This is a genomic window from Pseudomonas sp. GW821-FHT01E10 (assembly GCF_059422365.1).
Genome location: NZ_JBWKWT010000021.1, coordinates 46,277 through 66,870, shown reverse-complemented (window position 1 = coordinate 66,870; position 20,594 = coordinate 46,277). Strand labels below are relative to the sequence as shown.

Here is a 20,594-nt window from a genome sequence, read left to right as displayed (position 1 = left end):
CGATGAGTGTTACCGATACCACCAGCGGCGTAAGCCTCAAGGATGTCCTGGCCAACTCTTCGGTCAAGACCACGACCACCAGTGATGGTCTTTCCGCGGCGACCAGCAGTGCCACCGGCAGCAAGGCATTGGGCAAGGATGCGTTCCTGCAACTGCTGGTCACCCAGCTGAAAAACCAGAACCCGCTCGATCCTCAGGACAACAGCGCGTTCGTAGCCCAGTTGGCGCAGTTCAGTAGTCTGGAAGGCATCACCACGCTGAACGACACCGTCAGCGGCATTGCCAGCAACTACAACTCGTCGCAAGCCCTGCAGGCTTCTTCGCTGGTGGGCCGTTCGGTCATCGCGCAGACCGGCAAAGCCGTGGTCGACACCTCCAAGAACCTCAACGGTACGGTTGTGCTGCCGGCGTCGGCGAACCCGGTTACGCTCAAAATCAGTGACGCCGAAGGCAAGACCATCCGCACCATCGACATGGGCAGCCAGAGCGCTGGCAACGCCAGTTTCATCTGGGACGGCAAAAACGATGCCGGAGCAGTCGCCGCGGCCGGCACGTACTCCTTCTCTGCCAGCGCAACCTACGACGGCAAAGCGACCTCACTGGTTACTTACCTGCCGGCAACCGTCAACAGCGTGACCATCAGCCAGACCGGCGGTGAGCTGATGCTGAACCTGGCAGGCCAGGGCAGCGTTGCCCTGTCCAAAGTGCAAACCATTGGTCTATAGAGCCGACTAACACGGCACAAAGGAGTGGAATATGTCTTTCAATATCGGCCTTAGCGGTCTCTATGCAGCCAACAAACAACTGGACGTGACCGGCAACAACATCGCCAACGTCGCGACCACCGGTTTCAAATCGTCCCGTGCAGAATTCGAAGACGTGTACTCGGCCACTCGCCTGGGTACCGGCAGCAAGACCATCGGTAACGGCGTGCGCCTGGCCAACGTTTCCCAGCAGTTCAGCCAGGGTGATGTGAACAACACCGGCAACGTGCTGGACATGGGCATTCAGGGCAACGGCTTCTTCATCCTCAGCGACAACGGTTCCCTGAGCTACACCCGTGCCGGTGCGTTCAAGACCGATGCTCAAAACTTTGTGGTCGATAACAACGGCAACCGCTTACAGGGGTATGGCGTCGATTCCAATGGCAAGATCATCAACGGTGTGTTGACTGACTTGAAGATCGACACCTCGAGCCTGAAGCCGAATCCGACTACCAAGGTTGATCAGACGATGAACCTGAACTCGGCGGAAACCACGCCGACCGTGGCCCCGTTCAGCCCGACCGATACCAACAGCTATAACAAGACCATCTCCACCAAGGTTTACGACAGCCAGGGTAACGAGCACACCATGGATCAGTACTACGTGAAGACGGGTACCAATGCCTGGCGTGTCTATACCTACATGGACGGTCGCTCCCCGGCCAACCCTGCAACCACGCCTCCAGTGCCGATCACCGCTGACATCACTTTCAACTCCGACGGCAGCATTAACACGCTGACGGCGGGTGCCGGCTGGACCCAGACTGGCAACACGTTGACCATGACCGGTTGGGTGCCAGGTGCCATTACCAACGCCGCAACGATTCCTGTGACCTGGGGGCCGAACGGTTCCGTCGCTGCCACTGGCGGTATCGCGTTCAACATGGCGCTGACCACTTCTTACAACTCGCCAACCGCCCGTACCGCCCAATACCAGGACGGCTACGCCACCGGCCAGATCTCCAGCCTGACCATCGACGCCAGCGGCGTCATGACCGCCAACTTCAGCAACCAGCAAACCAAGGCCATCGGCCAGGTGGCGGTGGCGAGCTTCGCCAACGAGCAAGGCTTGCAGCCAATTGGCGGTACGCGCTGGAAAGAAACTTTCGCCTCCGGTGTGGCCGGTGTCGATGCGCCGAAGACCGGTACCCTGGGTTCGGTCGTGTCCAACTCGCTGGAAGAGTCCAACGTCAACCTGACCAACGAACTGGTTGATTTGATCAAGGCGCAGAGCAACTACCAGGCGAACGCCAAGACCATCTCCACCCAGAGCACCATCATGCAGACCATCATTCAGATGACCTGATGCTTGATAGTGCTGCATAAGAAACCCCTCGCAAGAGGGGTTTTTTCATTCTGTAGGAGCGAGGCTTGCCCGCGAAGAATGCACTGCGGTTTTTCAGGTATTACGCGTCATCGTTCTTCGCGGGCAAGCCTCGCTCCTACAAGGCAGAGGCAAAAGAAAACCCCCGACCAGCCAGAGGCTCATCGGGGGTTTCAGGTAAGCGCCCTGGAGCGCCTACCGGCTCAGCTTATTGGCAAGCTTCGCAATCCGGCTCGTCGATGGCGCAAGCCTTCGGCACTGGAGCTGGACCGGCTGGGGCTGCCAGGACCGAGTCGTCACCGTGGTTGCCACCGCTGGAAACAGCGTTCAGCTTACCGGTGTTGATGGTCGACTTCTCGGTGCTGGTTGCGGCCAGGGCACGGAGGTAGTAAGTGGTTTTCAGACCACGGTACCAGGCCATGCGGTAGGTCACGTCCAGTTTTTTGCCCGAAGCGCCGGCGATGTACAGGTTCAGCGACTGAGCCTGGTCGATCCACTTCTGACGACGGCTGGCGGCGTCGACGATCCACTTGGTGTCCACTTCGAAGGCCGTCGCGTAGAGCTCTTTGAGTTCTTGCGGGATGCGCTCGATCTGCTGCACCGAACCGTCGTAGTACTTCAGGTCGTTGATCATGACCGAGTCCCACAGGCCGCGAGCCTTCAGGTCGCGAACCAGGTACGGGTTGATCACGGTGAATTCGCCCGACAGGTTCGATTTCACATAGAGGTTCTGGTAGGTCGGTTCGATCGACTGTGACACGCCGGTGATGTTGGCGATGGTTGCGGTCGGTGCGATGGCCATGATGTTGGAGTTACGAATGCCTTTCTGCACACGGGCGCGAACCGGTGCCCAGTCCAGGGTTTCGTTCAGGTCAACGTCGATGTACTTCTGGCCACGCTGCTCGATCAGGATCTGTTGCGAATCCAGCGGCAGGATACCTTTGGACCACAGCGAACCCTGGAACGTCTCGTAGGCGCCACGCTCGTCAGCCAGGTCGCAGGAAGCCTGGATCGCGTAGTAGCTGACCGCTTCCATCGACTTGTCGGCGAATTCGACGGCAGCGTCGGAACCGTAAGGGATGTGCTGCAGGTACAGAGCGTCCTGGAAGCCCATGATGCCCAGACCGACCGGACGGTGCTTGAAGTTGGAGTTCTTCGCTTGCGGCACCGAGTAGTAGTTGATGTCGATCACGTTATCGAGCATGCGCACGGCGGTGTTCACGGTGCGTTGCAGCTTGGCGGTGTCCAGCTTGCCGTCGACGATGTGGTTCGGCAGGTTGATCGAGCCCAGGTTGCAAACGGCGATCTCGTCCTTGTTGGTGTTCAAGGTGATCTCGGTGCACAGGTTCGAGCTGTGGACCACGCCCACGTGCTGCTGCGGGCTGCGCAGGTTGCACGGGTCTTTGAAGGTCAGCCATGGGTGGCCGGTTTCAAACAGCATGGACAGCATTTTGCGCCACAGGTCTTTGGCCTGAATGGTCTTGAACAGCTTGACCTTGCCCGGGTACTCGGTCAGGGCTTCGTAGTACTCGTAACGCTCTTCGAAGGCCTTGCCGGTCAGGTCGTGCAGGTCCGGTACTTCGGACGGCGAGAACAGGGTCCACTTGCCGTCATCGAAGACACGCTTCATGAACAGGTCAGGGATCCAGTTGGCGGTGTTCATGTCGTGGGTACGACGACGGTCATCACCGGTGTTCTTGCGCAGTTCGATGAACTCTTCGATGTCCATGTGCCAGGTTTCCAGGTAGGCACAGACAGCGCCTTTGCGCTTGCCACCCTGGTTAACGGCGACGGCGGTGTCGTTCACCACTTTCAGGAACGGCACGACGCCCTGGGATTTGCCGTTGGTGCCCTTGATGTACGAACCCAGCGCCCGAACCGGGGTCCAGTCGTTGCCCAGGCCGCCTGCGAATTTCGACAACATGGCGTTGTCGTGGATCGCGTGGTAGATGCCCGACAGGTCATCCGGCACGGTGGTCAGGTAGCAGCTCGACAGCTGTGGACGCAGGGTACCGGCGTTGAACAGGGTCGGGGTCGAGGACATGTAGTCGAAGGACGACAACAGGTTGTAGAACTCGATCGCACGGTCTTCTTTCTGCTTCTCTTCGATCGCCAGGCCCATGGCCACGCGCATGAAGAAAATCTGTGGCAGTTCGAAGCGGATACCGTCCTTGTGGATGAAGTAACGGTCGTACAGGGTTTGCAGGCCTAGGTACGTGAACTGCTGATCGCGCTCGTGGTTGATCGCCTTGCCGAGTTTTTCCAGGTCGAAGGACGCCAGAACCGGGTTCAGCAATTCGAATTCGATACCTTTGGCGATGTACGCAGGCAGTGCCTTGGCATACAGGTCGACCATTTCGTGGTGGGTCGCGCTGTCGGCGACACCGAGGAAGCCCAGGCCTTCGGCACGCAGGGTGTCCATCAGCAGGCGGGCGGTCACGAACGAGTAGTTCGGCTCACGCTCGACCAGCGTACGGGCGGTCATCACCAGGGCGGTGTTGACGTCGGTCAGGGCCACGCCGTCGTACAGGTTTTTCAGGGTTTCGCGCTGGATCAGCTCGCCGTCGACTTCTTCCAGGCCTTCGCACGCTTCGGTGACGATGGTGTTCAGGCGACCCATGTCCAGCGGTGCGAGGCTGCCATCGGCGCGGGTGATGCGGATCGATGGGTGAGCGTTGACGGCTTCTTCGGCAGGGGAGTGCGCTGCGCGCTCTTTGGCGCGGGAGTCACGGTAGATCACATAGTCGCGGGCGACTTTCTGCTCGCCGGCACGCATCAGGGCCAATTCGACCTGGTCCTGGATTTCTTCGATGTGGATGGTGCCGCCCGAAGGCATGCGACGCTTGAAAGTCGCGGTGACTTGTTCGGTCAGGCGGGCAACGGTGTCGTGGATTCGCGACGAAGCGGCAGCGGTGCCGCCCTCAACTGCGAGAAACGCTTTGGTGATGGCGACGGTGATCTTGTCATCGGTGTAAGGGACGACAGTGCCGTTACGCTTGATCACGCGCAGTTGGCCAGGCGCGGTGGCGGACAGATCCGAATTCGAATCGGCGGCCTGCGGCAAGGTGCCTTGCGGGTTCTCGCGAGTTGTGTCGGTTTGCATGGGGGGTTGTCTCCACATTCTCTATGTTTGTTTGGGCACCATCACGGTGCCCACCGTTCTGTCCTGAAGCACTACAACCGGCGAGGGCCGGGCATACCAACTTCGGGACAGATCAGGAAGGGGGCTATTGGGCGCCGCTTCCATGCCGAAGTCTTTGGTGTCACGCCTTGGGCCTGAAACCGAATTCCGTTTTGAGTGGCAGTAAATGACTGCAACACCCGTACCGTTATCGCCGTTTCGGGCTTAAAAACAGTAGCCATCCGCACACGCGGTTTGGTCTTTCGAAAATACGTTTGGTTCAACCGGAAAGAGGCAATAAAAGCGCTTGAAATCGGTGTCCGGTTTGTGTTTGGTTTTTGGCGTAAAACCCTACATGTAGGGTTTTTTTTGCGCCGAGGTACAAGATAATGCGTTTTGGAGGGTGTTGCAACGTACTACCTGTGGATAAACCTGTGCGTAAATTGTGTGTGAAAGAGGGAATGGGCGTGTAGGCCGCGACCTAGCTGGAGCCGACCATTTTTCACTGATTTTCAGCGACAGAAAACAGTCATCCGGATTTTTAAGGGCGCGAACCCTATCACAAAAAACCGTTGTGTCCGAACGCATTTACCGGCTTGTGTTCCAGACGTGTGGCGTTTATACAATCGGCCCATGCAGATGCATTCTTATCCTCCCCAATCATTACAAAAAGACGGGTGGATCCTTCCTTATTGATGGTGTTGGCAAGCAGAGGTCGTCGTGGAGCAAGAAGCCTGGCAGGTATTGATTGTCGAGGACGACCAGCGTCTGGCCGAACTGACCCGCGATTACCTGGAAGCCAATGGCCTGCGAGTATCGATCGAGGGTAATGGCGCCCTGGCCGCAGCACGCATCATCAAGGAGAAACCGGACCTGGTGATTCTCGACCTGATGCTCCCCGGCGAAGATGGCTTGAGCATTTGCCGCAAGATTCGCGACCGCTATGACGGGCCGATCCTGATGCTCACCGCGCGCACCGATGACACCGATCAGATTCTTGGCCTGGACCTGGGCGCCGACGACTACGTCTGCAAACCGGTGCGTCCGCGTTTATTGCTGGCGCGCATCCAGGCTCTGCTGCGGCGCAGTGAAACCCCTGAAGTGCCCCAGGAAAAACAACGGCGCCTGCAGTTCGGCCCATTGGTGGTGGACAACGCATTGCGCGAAGCCTGGCTGCATGACAAAGGCATCGAATTGACCAGTGCCGAGTTCGATCTGCTCTGGCTGCTGGTGGCCAATGCCGGGCGTATTCTGTCCCGCGAAGAAATATTCACCGCGCTGCGCGGTATCGGTTATGACGGCCAGGACCGCTCGATCGACGTGCGCATCTCGCGCATCCGCCCCAAGATCGGCGATGACCCGGAGCATCCGCGGCTGATCAAGACCGTCCGCAGCAAAGGCTATTTGTTCGTGCCGGAAGCCTGCACCCTGTGAACTCGATCTTCCTGCGTATTTATGGCGGCATGTGCGCGGCGCTGATTCTGGTGGCCGTACTCGGCGTGCTGGCGTTGCACCTGCTTAACCAGGTGCGCAGCGAGCAGTACCGCGAGCGCCTGGCCCACGGCACCTTCTCGCTGATGGCCGATAACCTGCAACCGATGAACGAAACCGAGCGCCATCGGGCGTTGCTGTTATGGGAGCGCTTGCTCGGGATTCCGCTGGCGCTGAAGACGTTCCCCCAGACCGACCTCGACCTGACCCAGCGCACCCGCGTGTTGCACGGCCAGGCCCTGGTGGAGCAGACCGGTCCGCATGCGGCGAAGGTTTATCGCCTGGTCAGCGAAAAGGAGCAGTTGGTGCTCACCGGTGAAGTCCAGCAGATCAGCGAGCAACTGGCGCGGGCGACCATCTACCTGCTGGCCGATGAACTGGTGCGCTACCCGGTGGCCGAGCAGCCCAAGCGTCTGGAGCAGTTAAAGGAAGATAAGGGTTTCGGCTTCGATCTGCGGCTGGTGACGGTTGATGAGGCCGACATGGACGAAGACCAGAGCCGCCGCGTGTCAGAAGGCGACACGGTGATGGCGTTAGGCAAGGGCGGCGATTCGATTCGGGTGTTTGCCGGCATGGTTGGTACGCCGTGGGTGCTGGAAATTGGCCCGTTGTATCAGATGAATCCTTACCCGCCCGAGTGGCTGGTGCTGATCGCGGCCCTTGGCCTGAGCCTGATCGGTTTGATTGTCTATCTGTTGGTGCGGCAACTGGAGCGTCGTTTGCGCGGTCTGGAAGCCGCCGCCACGCGAATTGCCAAGGGCAGCCTGGAAACCCGCGTACCGGCCCGTGGCGCCGACTCGGTGGGGCGGCTGGCCTCGGCGTTCAACGGCATGGCCGAGCACTTGCAGCAATTGTTGGCGATTCAGCGAGAACTGGTGCGTGCCGTGTCCCACGAATTGCGCACACCGGTGGCGCGCCTGCGCTTTGGCCTGGAGATGATCGGCTCGGCCACCACGCCTGAGGCGCTGGAGAAATACCGCGAGGGCATGGACCACGACATCGAGGACCTCGATCGGCTGGTCGATGAGATGCTCACTTATGCGCGGCTGGAGCAGGGCTCGCCGGCGCTGAATTTCCAGCGGATCGATCTGGATGCATTGGTCAATCAGGTGATCGAGGAGTTGGCACCGTTGCGCGCCGAGGTCACGGTGCAACGCGGTTTGTGCCTGTCGGCCGCCGATTGCGACGGCGCCTGGGTCGAGGCCGAGCCGCGTTACCTGCACCGGGCGTTGCAGAACCTGGTGAGCAACGCCATGCGCCATGCCCATTCACGGGTGACCGTCAGCTATCAGGTGGGGCAGCAGCGCTGTCGGGTGGATGTCGAGGATGACGGGCCGGGCGTGCCGGAAACCGCGTGGGAGAAAATCTTCACCCCGTTCCTGCGCCTCGACGACAGCCGCACCCGCGCTTCGGGTGGTCATGGGCTGGGGTTGTCGATCGTGAGGCGGATCATCCATTGGCACGACGGGCGAGCGCTGATCAGCAAGAGCAAAAGCCTGGGCGGGGCGTGTTTCAGTTTGAGCTGGCCGAGGAATCAGGAGCGGCGTTGAGGTTGTTGGTGTCAGGGCAATCGCCTTCGCGGGCAAGCCTCGCTCCTACAGATCGGGGGGGGGGCGTTCACCCATTTCGTTATCGACACAAACCCCTTAGGAGCGAGGCTTGCCCGCGAAGAGGCCCTGACAGCCACTACAAACCCTCAGGCCTTGATACTGACCAGACTCAACAACTGCCCATCCATCACCGCAAACTGCGCGTCCAGTTCGGTGCCGCTGCGCCATTGATTGGACAGGTCGGTCAGCAACCGCAACCGCACTTCACCGCCCTCGCTCCACTCCAGCACTTCGGCGTGTTCGAAGTAGAAGCGCTTTTGGACGATCGGGTAGAGCGCCTTGAACAGGCTTTCCTTCACCGAAAACGTCAGCGTCACCACCATCGCCAACTGATCGCGAGCCCCGGCGGTCATGCGCTGCAACTCAGGCCCGGTGAGAATCTCTCCGGCCAGGCGTTCGGCCCGTTCTGCGTCGAGCAGGTTTTCCAGATCCATTCCCAAGCCGCGCCAATGGGCCTTGTTCGCGACAATCGCCGCGGCCCGGCCGGTGCTGTGGGTGATCGAACCGGTGATATGCGCTGGCCACACCGGTGCGCGGTCTTCACCAATGGCCGGAATGAAGCTCAGCCCTTCCAGCTGTTGCAACGCGGCCCGAGCGCAAATCCGCCCGGCAAGAAACTCGGCCTGACGCTTGGCCACCGAACGCTGGATGCTCGCGGGCGGCTCGATGGCGCTGCGCTGGAAATCATCGCTGGCCAATTGCTTGGTATCGAAGTGAGTGCCCAGCAGGACCGTATCGGGCAGCACAAACGGCAGCGGCCAATGGGCGTCGAGCGGGGTGCAGCAGGCGGGTAGGGCGGGGACGGGATTCATGACGGGCATTTTGCCGGGTTGCCACGTGTGAGGGTAGTGTCAGTTGGACCGAGTTATCGTTCTTCGCGGGCAAGCCTCGCTCCTACGGGATTGCATCTTACTTGTAGGAGCGAGGCTTGCCCGCGAAGGCCGGTCGAGCGTCTTAACCAAAGATCTTCTTGAAAAACGCCTGCATGTCCGCCCACGACTTCTCATCGGCGGCCTTGTTGTAACCAATGTCCGGCCCGCCATGATCGCCATGGCTCAGACGATCCGCATCAGGGTTGCTGAAGCCATGCTTGGCGCCTTCGAGGCTGACAAATTTATAGTCGGCACCGGCCTTGTCCATTTCCGTCTTGAACGCCGTCACGTTTTCCGCTGTGACCATGCTGTCCAGGGCGCCATGCTCCACCAGGATTTTCGCCTTCACACTGCCAGGCACCGCCGGCGTATTGGTCGCCAGTGCACCGTGGAAACTCACCACGCCCGCCAGCGGCAAGCCCTGACGAGCGGCATTCAGCACCACTGCGCCACCGAAGCAATAGCCGATGGCCGCCAGTTTGGCCGGATCGGTCTGTGGCTGTTTCTTCAGCAAATCGAGCCCGGCCTGAAACCGCGCGCTGGCTGCTGCGCTGTCCTTTGTCGCGGCTTGCATGAACGCCATGGCGTCCTTGGGGTGTTCGGTGTTCTTGCCGTCGCCATACATGTCGATCGCCAGTGCGCTGTAGCCCAGACCCGCCAGATCGCGTGCGCGCCGCTTGGCGTAGTCGTTGAGCCCCCACCATTCATGTACCACCACCACACCCGGACGCGGACCTTTAATGGCGTCGTCGTAGGCGTAATAGCCAATCAGCTTGGTGCCATCGGCACTCTGATAGGGAATTTCCTGGGTCTTGATGGCGGCCTGGCTGACCCCGCTCACGGCCAGTAATACAAGGGCGAGCAACACACGCATGGCTGAATCTCCTTACAAACAAACGTCAAGAAAGCGTAGCCGATTTGATTCAGCTCAGGTTCAGAGTGCGTTCAGGGGCTGTACAGGGTGAGGTCAGTAACCTTGCCCCGTACCCAAAAAGCACATAGCGCATGAGGAAATTCCCCAATGACTACTTTGAAAAAGCTGCTGCTGGCTTTCACCGTGATGGGCGCCAGTGTTGCCGCCCACGCCGACACCACCAATTTTGCCGGGCTGACCTTTGGCCAGACCAGCGACAAGGTTAAAAAATCCAGTGCCCTGAACGACAACCTCAACCACCCGAACGCCGACGGTGTGATCGGCAAGGACAACACCTGGGGTTTGCGTGTGGGCCAGCAAGACAGCCAGGGCCGCTACTACGCCACTTACGACAACGTGTCGGGCTCGCATAATGGCATTAAACTGCGTCAGGAAAACCTGCTGGGCAGCTACGATCTGTTTTACCCAGTGGGTGGCAGCACCAAACTGTTCGGCGGTGCCACGGCCGGTTTGACCAAAATGACCCAGGAATCGCCAGGCTTCAGCCGCGACAGCGACATCGGTTACGCCATTGGCGGCCAGCTCGGCGTGTTGCAGCAAGTTTCGCAAAACACCTCGGTCGAGCTGGGTTACCGTTACCTGCGTAGCAACGCCAGCACCGAGATAAGCGAGCGCGGCGGCAGCAAACAGGGTTCGCTGGACTTGACCAGCAGCGCCCAAACGTACTTGTCCGCCAACTACGCTTTCTAAACAGCGTTTGGTTGCCAGTCAGTTAAGCCTCGCAACCTGTGGGAGCAGGCTTGACTGACCTTTGGAGATGTTGATTTGCCCCGGAGAGCCTTATGAAATTGCTGGTTGTCGAAGATGAAGCGCTGTTGCGCCATCACCTGCAGACCCGTTTGACGGACAGCGGCCACGTGGTCGAGGCCGTGGCCAACGCCATCGATGCGTTGCATCAGGCCGAGCAGTTCAACCATGACCTGGCGGTGATCGACCTCGGTTTGCCGGGCATGGGCGGGCTCGACCTGATTCGTCAGCTGCGCTCCCAGGGCAAGACGTTTCCGATCCTGATCCTCACCGCGCGCGGCAACTGGCAAGACAAGGTCGAAGGCCTCGCCGCCGGTGCCGACGACTACGTGGTCAAGCCGTTCCAGTTCGAAGAGCTGGACGCCCGGCTCAATGCCTTGCTGCGTCGCTCCAGCGGTTTCACCCAGTCGACCATCGTCGCCGGTCCCTTGGTGCTGGATCTCAATCGCAAACAGGCGTCCCTCGATGACCAGCCGCTGGCGCTGACCGCCTACGAATACCGGATCCTCGAATACCTGATGCGCCATCACCAGCAAGTGGTGGCCAAGGACCGCTTGATGGAGCAACTCTATCCGGATGACGACGAGCGCGATCCGAATGTGATCGAAGTGCTGGTCGGCCGCTTGCGTCGCAAACTCGAAGGCCCGGCCGGGTTCAAGCCGATCGATACCGTGCGTGGCCTCGGCTACCTGTTCAATGAGCGCTGCACTTGATTCGTTCCCTTCGTGTCCGCTTGATGCTCGCCGCCACCACCCTGGCGGTGTTGTTCATGCTGGCGTTACTGCCGGCGATGCAGGGCGCGTTCAGCCTGGCGTTGCAGGACTCCATCGAGCAGCGCCTGGCGTCGGACGTCACCACGCTGATCTCCGCCGCCCGGGTGGATAACAACCGCTTGCAGATGCCGGCGCAGTTACCCGATGAGCGTTTCAACCTCACCGACAGCCGTTTGCTCGGCTACATCTATGACCGCGAAGGTCACCTGGTCTGGCGCTCGAGGGCCACCCAGGAAGAGAACATCAACTACAAGCCGCGTTACGACGGGCGCGGGAACGAGTTCGCGAGGATTCGCGAGGCCAATGGTGAAGAGTTTTTCGTCTATGACGTCGAGGTCAAGCTGCTCGGCGGCAAAAGCGCGGCGTTCAGCATCGTCGCGCTGCAACCGGTGCGCGAATACGAAGTCACCCTCGAAGGCCTGCGGGAAAACCTCTACCTGGGCTTCGGTGCCGCGTTACTGGTGTTGCTCGTCTTGCTCTGGGTCGGCCTGACCTGGGGCTTGCAGGCGTTGAGCCGGCTGAGCCAGGAGCTGGACCAGATCGAAAGCGGCACCCGCGAAAGCCTCAGCGAACAACACCCGCGCGAACTGCTGCGCCTGACCGGCTCGCTCAACCGTTTGCTGCACAGCGAGCGTGAACAGCGCAGCCGTTACCGCGACTCCCTCGACGACCTGGCCCACAGCCTGAAAACCCCGCTGGCGGTGTTGCAAGGGGTCAGCGAAGACATGGCGCAAAAGCCGCAAGAGCGCGATCAGGCCTGGGTGCTGCAAACCCAGATCGAACGCATGAGCCAGCAGATCAGCTATCAACTGCAACGGGCCAGCCTGCGCAAAAGTGGTCTGGTGCGCCATCAGGTACGCTTACGCCCGGTGCTGCAAAGCCTCTGCGACACCCTGGACAAGGTCTACCGCGACAAACGCGTGCGGGTCGCCTTCGATCTGCCGGATCAGTGCTACGTGCCGATCGAGCAGGGCGCCTTGCTGGAAATGATGGGCAACCTGCTGGAAAACGCCTATCGCCTGTGCCTGAACGAAGTACGCATCAGCGTGCGCGAAACCCTCAGTAGCATTGAGCTTTGCATTGAAGACGATGGCCCCGGCGTACCACCGGACCAACGCGCACGGATTCTCGAGCGCGGCGAGCGGCTGGACCGCCAGCATCCGGGGCAGGGGATTGGCTTGGCGGTGGTCAAGGACATCATCGAAAGCTACAGCGCCAAGCTGACGCTGGGGGATTCGCCGATGGGCGGCGCGGCGTTCCGGATTCATTTTCCGGTGGTTTAACGATCGTTCCCACGCTCTGCGTGGGAACGATCAACAGGCGATGTTTAATAGACATTTCCAGACACTCACCCAACCTACATATCCTTGCGCCGCTGCCTACGACTACGCCAGAATCCGCCGGCTAGTGCGCCTGGGGCGTGGGCTATATCGTTTCCTTGTCGCTGACCAATCAGCGATCGGGTTTAGCAGCCCGGGTCATCTCTAGGCGTACAACGTTAGTCGTTCATATTATGGCGGCTTTGCGTGGGGCACTTCGGTGCGCCGGGTTCTAGAGTCCTGGTCTGCTAACCCGCGTACAGCCGCCACCTCTTTTTCGTTTAGCAGCGATATGTAGCGGCTCCATTACTCTAGGAGCGTCATATGTTCAAGATCACACCGAACCCACCGGAAACCGATCCAACATCCCCCTACGAATCCCTCGATTCCAAAAAACTCCACGAAGCCGCCGACCGCGCCCTCGACCACTACCTCAAACCACCCACTCCCAAAGACACCAAGCGCAAACCCAGCACCATTTACCATGTCGGTGCGAAGGTCGATAACGAAACCCTGCTGGTCAACGCCTGCGACTCCCTGGCATCGGCGGGCGTGATGCTCAGTGAGTTCGCCGGGTTGATGGACATGCCCCATCGCAACATGATGTTGGGGATTCAATCGGTGGTCATGCTCGGTGAGTTGGCAGTGAACCGGGTGCTGGATAACCTCGATCCGCAGAATACCGCTGGCTAGTCGACGGTGTTTGCTCCTCTCAGAAAACGGCCTTCGCGGGCCGTTTTTTTGGCTTAAAAGATCAACCAATGCCCTCGCACCTATCGACCGTTCGTCTTAATACGGCCTCTACCTGTTATTTCTGACAGTAGCCACAGGCTTTGCTCAAGTGTCTGATTGTGCTGATCCGGTCGCGCTCGCGGCCCCTGTCGACGACTAGAGGTGTCCCATGACGGTCAATCAAACAAACCTTGGTGTGATGGCGCTTTCACCCGTGAAATTTGCGGGGGCAACACCTGGTGTTATCGTCGATCCGCCGCCGCCTGTCGACGTGCCGGTGGAGGGCCTGCCGCGAGCGAGTTTCAGGGAGGTCGTCAAAAAGGACGGCAGTCGGGAAGGGGCGGTTCAGGCTGTGGTCGATCCGCCATTGCTTGGGGGGTATCTCAACATTGCGCTGTACGTGAAGGGGCCTCGGGATACTCAGCCGCAGTTGATCGAGCGCAAACCGGTGGCCCCGGCCGATCAGAACGATCCTGTGTATTTCAACGTCTTCCAGTCGCTTCTGAATGACGGCGTGCATGTTTTCACTTACGAGGTAGAACGCACCAGCGGCAACAGTGGCCCATCAACCGAGTCATGGGCGCTTTATCACCGCGACCTTCCCGGCGGGAATGACGTTCCCGGTACAGGGACTCATCCCCATCTGGACATCAGCCCGCCGCCCGAACTGGGCAATCCGCCTCAGATCGGCAAGGACGAGGTGGATAAAGGTGTACGTCTCACGTTGCGCTATCCGTTCATGAACGCCTATGACGTCATCACCCTGGAGCTTAATCGCGAGCGTTTCACCTTCACGGTGCAACCCGGTGAGGAAGGCAAACCGTACGTGATCGTCATCACGCGGGCGATGTTCGAACGGGCCGGTAGTCACCCGGAGTTTGCGATCTCCTACACCGTGGTTTCCCAGGTGAACAACCCGACGACAAGCGGCGTTGGTCGCGCACGATCAAGGCCAATGTCGATACGGAGCGCGTCACACTGACGGCTCCGGATCTGAGCGAGAACCCGGATGATCCCTCCGATGACCCGAGCACCATTGATCTGGGCAAGGTGAAGGACTTTCTGTACGTGCTGGTCCATGTGTTTTCGCCACTCTGGATGGCCGGCGATATCGTTCGAGTGAGTTACGCATGTACGCCAGAGACTGGGCCGGTGGTGAGGCACAGTGCAGAAGCCACGGTCAGTCGACTGCCTTTTATTCAAAAATTGCCGGTACCGGTGGCCAAGATTCTTCTGGATAGCCAGGTGTCCGTGACTTATGAGCAGATCAGGGGAGGCAAGGTCATTGGTGTTTCCAAAGTGGCCGAGGCGCAGGTCATTGGCGAAGGCGCGATCAAACTGAATCCTCCAACGCTGGTCGGCACTGCCAGGCCCCTCGATCCTTTTGAGCTGGCCACCCTGCGCGTCGAGTATCTGGACGCCCGTGCCGGGGACAAGGCTCAGTTGATCGAAATCAACCCGCCGACCGGTGCCACGCCATTTCCAGCGGTGGCTTTCAACACGAACAAGCGGACGAACACTGTCCTGACCCAGGCATTTCTTGCGGAGCGGCAAGGGAGCCAACTGAGGTTTCGCTGGTTGTTGATTCGGGGTGGCAAGGCGATTGCCCGGTCAGGGGCGTTGTTGGTGACTGTTGCACGGATTGAGGACGGCGATGCCCGTTTGCCGGTAGCGGAAATTCTGCAGGCGAAGGCGGGTGGACTAAATCTCGATGATTTTGAGGTCGACGCTACCTTCCGACTTCTCCCATGGGTATCTATAGCGATCGGGCAGAGCATTGATGTAACGGTCGTGGATAGAAATCATGCACCGCTTCCGGTTTTGCAGAACCACCGTATAACAGAACAGGACGTGACAAACGGATTGACCCAGGCAATATCGCGTCCATGGCTCGATGCGTTATTTGATAATGCCGAAATAACACTCAAGGTCGAGGTAACAGTCGGCGGTCATACCGTTGTCTTCAAGGACGTTAACTACATCGTCAGCCTTCGATCGTATGCCGGCTCTGAAGACTTCGAAAGTTCACCTCTGATTGGTTTTAACCCCGGCTCCGTACATAAGTTTGCAAGTGGAATAACGCTAAAGTCACTGGGCGGAATTGTTCATTTGACGAATGTTCATACCACCGACAGAAACTACACGTCGCTACTCGGACGCGTCACGCTGAACATGCTAGGCACGGTTGAAATCACCCTTCCGGGTTTAGCCAGTCATGTCAGCTTTTTGTTCGTTTCGCACCAGTTGCACGAAGAGAATGCAGTCGTTTATATGGATGAACGAGGCAATGTCATTGGCACGATGCCATTGCCTTATACGAGTCTCTACCAATACGCCTATGTCAGTTTCAGTGCGCCGGGCAAGAGCAGAATAAAATCAATCATTATTCGTAATAGAGATGACATGTACGTCGACAAATTCGAGGTGAGGTAGATAAGGCACTTCGGTGCGCCGGGTTCTAGAGTCCTGGTCTGCTAACCAGGGTACAGCTGCCACCTCTTTTTGATAACGAAACCCTGCTGGTCAACGCCTGCGAATCCCGGGCGTCAGCCAGCGGGATGCTCTGTGAGTTCGCCGGGTTGATGGACATGCCCCATCGCAACATGATGCTGGGGATTCAATCGGTGGTCATGCTCGGTGAGCTGGCCGTCAACCGGGTGCTGGATAACCTTGATCCGCAAGGCTGACGAAAGTCTGTGGTGAGAGCACTTATTGTGGCGAGGGAGCTTGTCGGATCGCCGCACCGTCCCGCTCGGCTGCGCAGCAGTCGCAAAACCGGTGTATGCGGTGTACCTGAAACCTGCGGTTGCAGATTTTGGGGTCGCTTCGCAGCCGAGCGGGAGCAAGCTCCCTCGCCACAACAGCATGGCTGCCTGCAAAGTTGTGAAATCAGTTCTCCTGCGCCCGATAGGCCCCCGGCGTCAAACCCGTCCACTTCTTGAACGCCCGATGAAACGCCGAAGGTTCTGAAAACCCCAACTGCTCGGCAATCTGTTGCAGCGACAGATCCGCTCGCCCCAGGTGATAAATCGCGATGTCCCGGCGTAACTGATCCTTCAATTCCTGAAAACTCGTGCCTTCCTCACGCAAATGCCGACGCAAGGTTTGCGGGCTGATGTGCAGGTGCGCCGCCACTGCTTCCAGGTCCGGCCAGCGTGCACTGTCGCGGCTGAGCAAGCGCCGCAATTGGCTGCTCAGGCTGTCACCTTCGTCGGGGCGTGACAGCAGGTCGGCGGGGGAGCGCTCGAGAAAGTGCTTGAGGGTTCGTTCGTCCTGCAACAGCGGCATGTTCAGGTAGCGGCTGTGGAACAGCAGGCTACTCTGAGTAGTATCGAACGTTAGCGGGCAGGAAAACAGCAAGTCGTATTCGGTCCCGTGCTCGGGCCTCGGGTAGCTGAATGTGGCGTGCTCCAGACGAATGCGCTGGCCGATCAGCCAGCTGCCGAACCGATGCCAGATCACCAGCAGGCTTTCGCTGAGGAAGTGGTCCGGGTCCCACAGCGGCGAATCGTCGAGGCTCAGGCGAATCATCTCGCCTTCGCGGCTCAAGGCCAGACGCGGCGCCCCGGGAAACAGGCTGTAAAACAACAGGCCGCGATTGAGTGCTTTCTCCAGCGTGCGGCAGTGGATCACCGCGTGGCACATCATCGCGAAGCTGCCGGGTTTGCTCGGGGCCTGCCCGAAGCCCAGGTATTCGTCGTCCAGGGCCAGCCACAATCCCTGGATCAACCGGGTGAACTGTTCCGGCGCGATTCGGGCGCGCGGTTCTTCAAGCAACTCGGGGCTGATCCCCAGTTGCTGCAGCAGGCTCGAATAGTCGTAGCCACGTCGGCGTGCGCCGCCGAGGGCGGCACGGGCGAAATGGCTGGCGATGGTGCGTTCACGCATGGGGCAGGTCCGTCCACTGAGCAATGGATGGTAGCGGTGCCCATCGACGATGAACAAGGCGGATATCCGCCAAATTGCAGGACGAGGTCAGGTGGGTTGGCGGAAATCCGCCACATGGTGGTAACTGGTTGGTGACCAAAAGAAACCTGTAACCCTTGATGTCAAAAGGCTCGCAGGCTTTTTGGCGAATGTGGCACGGGCCTTGCGATACAACCAGCAGATGCCTGCCGTTGCGCAGCTCGACAAAACAAATCCCTCCAGTGCAGGAGGGTTCGCAATTGAAGTGTCTTGGGCAACAGATGGATGTTGTCACCGGGCGCTCTTGAGGAACTTTGCAATGACGACTCGTCAGCCACTGTACAAATCCCTGTATTTCCAGGTGATCGTTGCCATCGCCATCGGCATCCTGCTCGGTCACTTCTACCCGCAGACCGGTGTAGCCCTCAAGCCGTTGGGTGACGGGTTCATCAAACTGATCAAAATGATCATCGCTCCCATCATTTTCTGCACCGTCGTCAGCGGTATCGCGGGCATGCAGAACATGAAGTCGGTCGGCAAGACCGGCGGTTACGCGCTGCTGTATTTCGAAATCGTTTCGACCATTGCACTGCTGGTCGGTCTGGTGGTGGTCAACATCGTGCAGCCGGGTAACGGCATGCACATCGATGTCACCACGCTGGATGCCTCCAAAATCGCAACCTACGTGGCTGCCGGTGCGGATCAAAGCGTCGTTGGCTTCCTGCTGAACGTGATCCCGACCACCATCTTCGGTGCGTTCGCCACGGGCGATATCCTGCAAGTGCTGATGTTCTCGGTGATCTTCGGTTTCGCCCTGCATCGCCTGGGTGCCTACGGCAAGCCGATCCTGGACTTCATCGATCGCTTCGCCCACGTGATGTTCAACATCATCAACATGATCATGAAGCTCGCGCCGCTCGGTGCCTTGGGTGCCATGGCGTTCACCATCGGTGCTTATGGCGTTGGCTCGCTGGTGCAACTCGGTCAATTGATGGCCTGCTTCTACATCACCTGCCTGCTGTTCATTCTGGTGGTGCTGGGTGGTATTGCTCGTGCTCACGGCTTCAGCGTTCTGAAAGTGATCCGCTACATCCGTGAAGAGCTGTTGATCGTGCTGGGTACTTCCTCTTCGGAGTCGGTACTGCCACGCATGCTGATCAAAATGGAGCGTCTGGGGGCGCAGAAATCCGTGGTAGGTCTGGTGATCCCGACCGGCTACTCGTTCAACCTCGACGGTACGGCGATCTACCTGACCATGGCGGCAGTGTTCATTGCTCAGGCCACCGACACCCACATGGACATCACTCACCAGATCACTCTGCTGGTGGTGTTGCTGCTGTCCTCCAAAGGCGCTGCCGGCGTGACCGGTAGTGGCTTCATCGTACTGGCCGCTACCTTGTCCGCTGTTGGCCACCTGCCGGTTGCCGGCCTGGCGCTGATCCTGGGTATCGACCGTTTCATGTCCGAAGCCCGCGCGTTGACCAACCTGATCGGTAACGCGGTTGCCACCATTGTTGTGGCCAAGTGGGTCAAGGAATTGGACACCGACGTGCTGCAATCCGAGCTGGCCTCGGGCGGTCGCGGCATTGCCGACGAGCCTAAAGATGATGTTTTGGGCCACGTCGAAGGGGCAACCCCGACGAACGCCAAGTAAGCCTTGTTGTAAATGAAAAACCCGCTTCGGCGGGTTTTTTGTTGCCTGCGATTTGAGCGTAACGGTCAGTGTCACTGGCACATAAGGTGATTGCTGCAATGTCCCGGGCTGCCTAGGCTTGGGGGACTGCACTGGAGAACGCTCATGCTCGGTCCACTGGCATCACTCAAGGTTCTGGATTTCTCGACATTGCTGCCGGGGCCGTTCGCCTCGTTGCTGTTGGCGGACATGGGCGCCGAGGTGCTGCGCATCGAATCGCCGACCCGCACGGATTTGCTGCGGGTGCTGCCGCCCCATGATCAGGGGGTGTCGGCCAGCCACGCCTACCTCAATCGCAACAAGCGCAGCCTGGCGCTGGACCTCAAGCAGCCCGAGGCGCTGGAAGTGATCAAGCAATTGCTTGCGGACTACGACATTGTGCTGGAGCAGTTCCGCCCTGGCGTGATGGAACGGCTGGGCCTGGGGTATGAAGCCTTGAAGGCGATCAATCCACGGTTGATTTATGTGTCGATCACCGGCTATGGCCAGACCGGCCCTTACAAGGACCGCGCCGGCCACGACATCAACTACCTGGCGCTGGCGGGCCTTTCGAGCTACACCGGCCGCGCCGACAGCGGCCCGTTGCCGTTGGGTATGCAGGTGGCAGATGTCGCGGGCGGTTCGTTGCATGGGGTGATCGGGCTGCTGGCAGCGGTGATCGCGCGGCAGCAGACCGGGCAGGGACAGCATCTGGATGTGAGCATGACTGACTGCGCCTTCAGCCTGAACGCCATGGCCGGTGCCGGCTACCTGGCCTGCGGCGTTGAGCCGGGCAGGGAAGAGCAGATGCTCAACGGCGGCAGCTTCTACGATTACTACCGGTCGCGCGATGGCCGCTGGTTGTCGGTGGGCAGTCTGGAACCGGGGTTCATGCAGCAATTGTGCACGGTGCTCGGCCGTCCGGAACTGGCGGCCGAGGGATTGTCGTCCGACCCCGCCCGGCAACGGGCGCTCAAGGACGCGCTGAACATTGAATTCGAAAAACACGACTTTGCCTGGCTGTGTGAGCTGTTTGCCGGGGCCGATGCGTGTGTCGAGCCGGTGTTGAGCCTGGGCGAAGCGGTCGGGCATCCGCAGTTGCAGGCGCGGGAATTGGTGGCTGAGGTGCCGCGGGGCGATGGCTCGACCCAGGCGCAGATGGCCTGTCCGTTGAAGTTTTCAGCGGGGTTGCCTGAGCCACGGCACATCGGCGCCCGGCTGGGGCAGCATACGGATCAGGTGTTGGGGGAGTTGGGGTTTAGTGTTGAGCGGATTGAAGCGCTGCGGCGGGCCAAGGTAGTTATCTAGCGTCTGTCCCGGCCGAAGCTC

At 59.5% G+C, this 20,594-nt stretch carries 16 protein-coding genes and 1 pseudogene; 13 read left to right on the top strand and 4 right to left on the bottom strand.

The genetic code is table 11. The features are described from left to right. Nucleotides 1–2 precede the first annotated feature (2 nt). Nucleotides 3–725: a flagellar hook assembly protein FlgD gene (flgD, locus tag AC07V0_RS25660; RefSeq protein ID WP_064616485.1), complete on the top strand. Its 723-nt coding sequence runs from the start codon at nucleotides 3–5 to the stop codon at nucleotides 723–725. 31 nt (nucleotides 726–756) lie between these two features. Next, complete coding sequence (gene flgE, locus AC07V0_RS25655) at nucleotides 757–2,070, top strand: flagellar hook protein FlgE (RefSeq protein WP_064616487.1); 1,314 nt, start codon at nucleotides 757–759, stop codon at nucleotides 2,068–2,070. A 226-nt stretch (nucleotides 2,071–2,296) separates the two neighbouring features. Here flgE and AC07V0_RS25650 read toward each other — a convergent pair whose 3' ends face one another. Continuing rightward, nucleotides 2,297–5,191 carry a ribonucleoside-diphosphate reductase subunit alpha gene (locus AC07V0_RS25650; RefSeq protein ID WP_018926318.1) on the bottom strand — a complete coding sequence of 965 codons (2,895 nt, stop codon included), beginning with the start codon at nucleotides 5,189–5,191 and terminating at the stop codon, nucleotides 2,297–2,299. A 738-nt stretch (nucleotides 5,192–5,929) separates the two neighbouring features. Between AC07V0_RS25650 and AC07V0_RS25645 the strand changes: the two genes are divergently transcribed. Together AC07V0_RS25645 and AC07V0_RS25640 are read left to right on the top strand one after the other, a co-directional pair. Continuing rightward, nucleotides 5,930–6,643 (top strand): response regulator, encoded by a 714-nt coding sequence (locus tag AC07V0_RS25645; protein ID WP_192350847.1) that lies wholly within the window; start codon nucleotides 5,930–5,932, stop codon nucleotides 6,641–6,643. Next, nucleotides 6,640–8,250, top strand: coding sequence for an ATP-binding protein (locus AC07V0_RS25640; protein ID WP_086944558.1), 1,611 nt, complete (start codon nucleotides 6,640–6,642; stop codon nucleotides 8,248–8,250). The genes AC07V0_RS25645 and AC07V0_RS25640 overlap by 4 nt, the downstream gene beginning before the upstream one ends. 146 nt (nucleotides 8,251–8,396) lie before the next feature. Here the strand turns inward: AC07V0_RS25640 and AC07V0_RS25635 are convergent, their stop codons facing one another. Next, nucleotides 8,397–9,122 carry a 4'-phosphopantetheinyl transferase family protein gene (locus AC07V0_RS25635; RefSeq protein ID WP_225609236.1) on the bottom strand — a complete coding sequence of 242 codons (726 nt, stop codon included), beginning with the start codon at nucleotides 9,120–9,122 and terminating at the stop codon, nucleotides 8,397–8,399. A gap of 142 nt (nucleotides 9,123–9,264) precedes the next feature. Continuing rightward, complete coding sequence (locus AC07V0_RS25630) at nucleotides 9,265–10,056, bottom strand: dienelactone hydrolase family protein (protein ID WP_019650369.1); 792 nt, start codon at nucleotides 10,054–10,056, stop codon at nucleotides 9,265–9,267. Between the two features lie 147 nt (nucleotides 10,057–10,203). Between AC07V0_RS25630 and AC07V0_RS25625 the strand changes: the two genes are divergently transcribed. The 7 genes and pseudogenes from AC07V0_RS25625 to AC07V0_RS25595 all read left to right on the top strand — a co-directional run. Then, nucleotides 10,204–10,806: a hypothetical protein gene (locus tag AC07V0_RS25625; RefSeq protein WP_192350851.1), complete on the top strand. Its 603-nt coding sequence runs from the start codon at nucleotides 10,204–10,206 to the stop codon at nucleotides 10,804–10,806. 92 nt (nucleotides 10,807–10,898) lie between these two features. Then, nucleotides 10,899–11,576 carry a response regulator transcription factor gene (locus AC07V0_RS25620; protein WP_064616498.1) on the top strand — a complete coding sequence of 226 codons (678 nt, stop codon included), beginning with the start codon at nucleotides 10,899–10,901 and terminating at the stop codon, nucleotides 11,574–11,576. Beyond that, nucleotides 11,573–12,919 (top strand): ATP-binding protein, encoded by a 1,347-nt coding sequence (locus AC07V0_RS25615; RefSeq protein WP_064616500.1) that lies wholly within the window; start codon nucleotides 11,573–11,575, stop codon nucleotides 12,917–12,919. The genes AC07V0_RS25620 and AC07V0_RS25615 overlap by 4 nt, the downstream gene beginning before the upstream one ends. Before the next feature lie 360 nt (nucleotides 12,920–13,279). Then, complete coding sequence (locus AC07V0_RS25610) at nucleotides 13,280–13,648, top strand: DUF6124 family protein (RefSeq protein WP_192350853.1); 369 nt, start codon at nucleotides 13,280–13,282, stop codon at nucleotides 13,646–13,648. Between the two features lie 208 nt (nucleotides 13,649–13,856). Next, nucleotides 13,857–14,669, top strand: coding sequence for a hypothetical protein (locus AC07V0_RS25605; protein WP_495020047.1), 813 nt, complete (start codon nucleotides 13,857–13,859; stop codon nucleotides 14,667–14,669). Nucleotides 14,670–14,755: 86 nt separating this feature from the next. Continuing rightward, the gene (locus tag AC07V0_RS25600; protein ID WP_495020046.1) at nucleotides 14,756–16,120 is read left to right on the top strand and encodes a hypothetical protein; all 1,365 of its coding nucleotides are present in this window, start codon (nucleotides 14,756–14,758) and stop codon (nucleotides 16,118–16,120) included. Nucleotides 16,121–16,191: 71 nt separating this feature from the next. Continuing rightward, nucleotides 16,192–16,374 (top strand): annotated as a pseudogene (locus tag AC07V0_RS25595) (DUF6124 family protein); the annotation flags it as partial. 202 nt (nucleotides 16,375–16,576) lie between these two features. Here the strand turns inward: AC07V0_RS25595 and AC07V0_RS25590 are convergent. Next, a complete protein-coding gene (locus AC07V0_RS25590) occupies nucleotides 16,577–17,575 on the bottom strand; it encodes an AraC family transcriptional regulator (protein WP_192350855.1) in 999 nt (332 codons plus the stop codon). 337 nt (nucleotides 17,576–17,912) lie between these two features. Between AC07V0_RS25590 and AC07V0_RS25585 the strand changes: the two genes are divergently transcribed. Together AC07V0_RS25585 and AC07V0_RS25580 are read left to right on the top strand one after the other, a co-directional pair. After that, on the top strand, nucleotides 17,913–19,247 hold the full coding sequence (locus tag AC07V0_RS25585; protein ID WP_018926306.1) for a dicarboxylate/amino acid:cation symporter: 1,335 nt from the start codon (nucleotides 17,913–17,915) through the stop codon (nucleotides 19,245–19,247). 144 nt (nucleotides 19,248–19,391) lie between these two features. Then, complete coding sequence (locus AC07V0_RS25580) at nucleotides 19,392–20,573, top strand: CaiB/BaiF CoA transferase family protein (RefSeq protein ID WP_064616502.1); 1,182 nt, start codon at nucleotides 19,392–19,394, stop codon at nucleotides 20,571–20,573. Nucleotides 20,574–20,594: the final 21 nt, after the last annotated feature.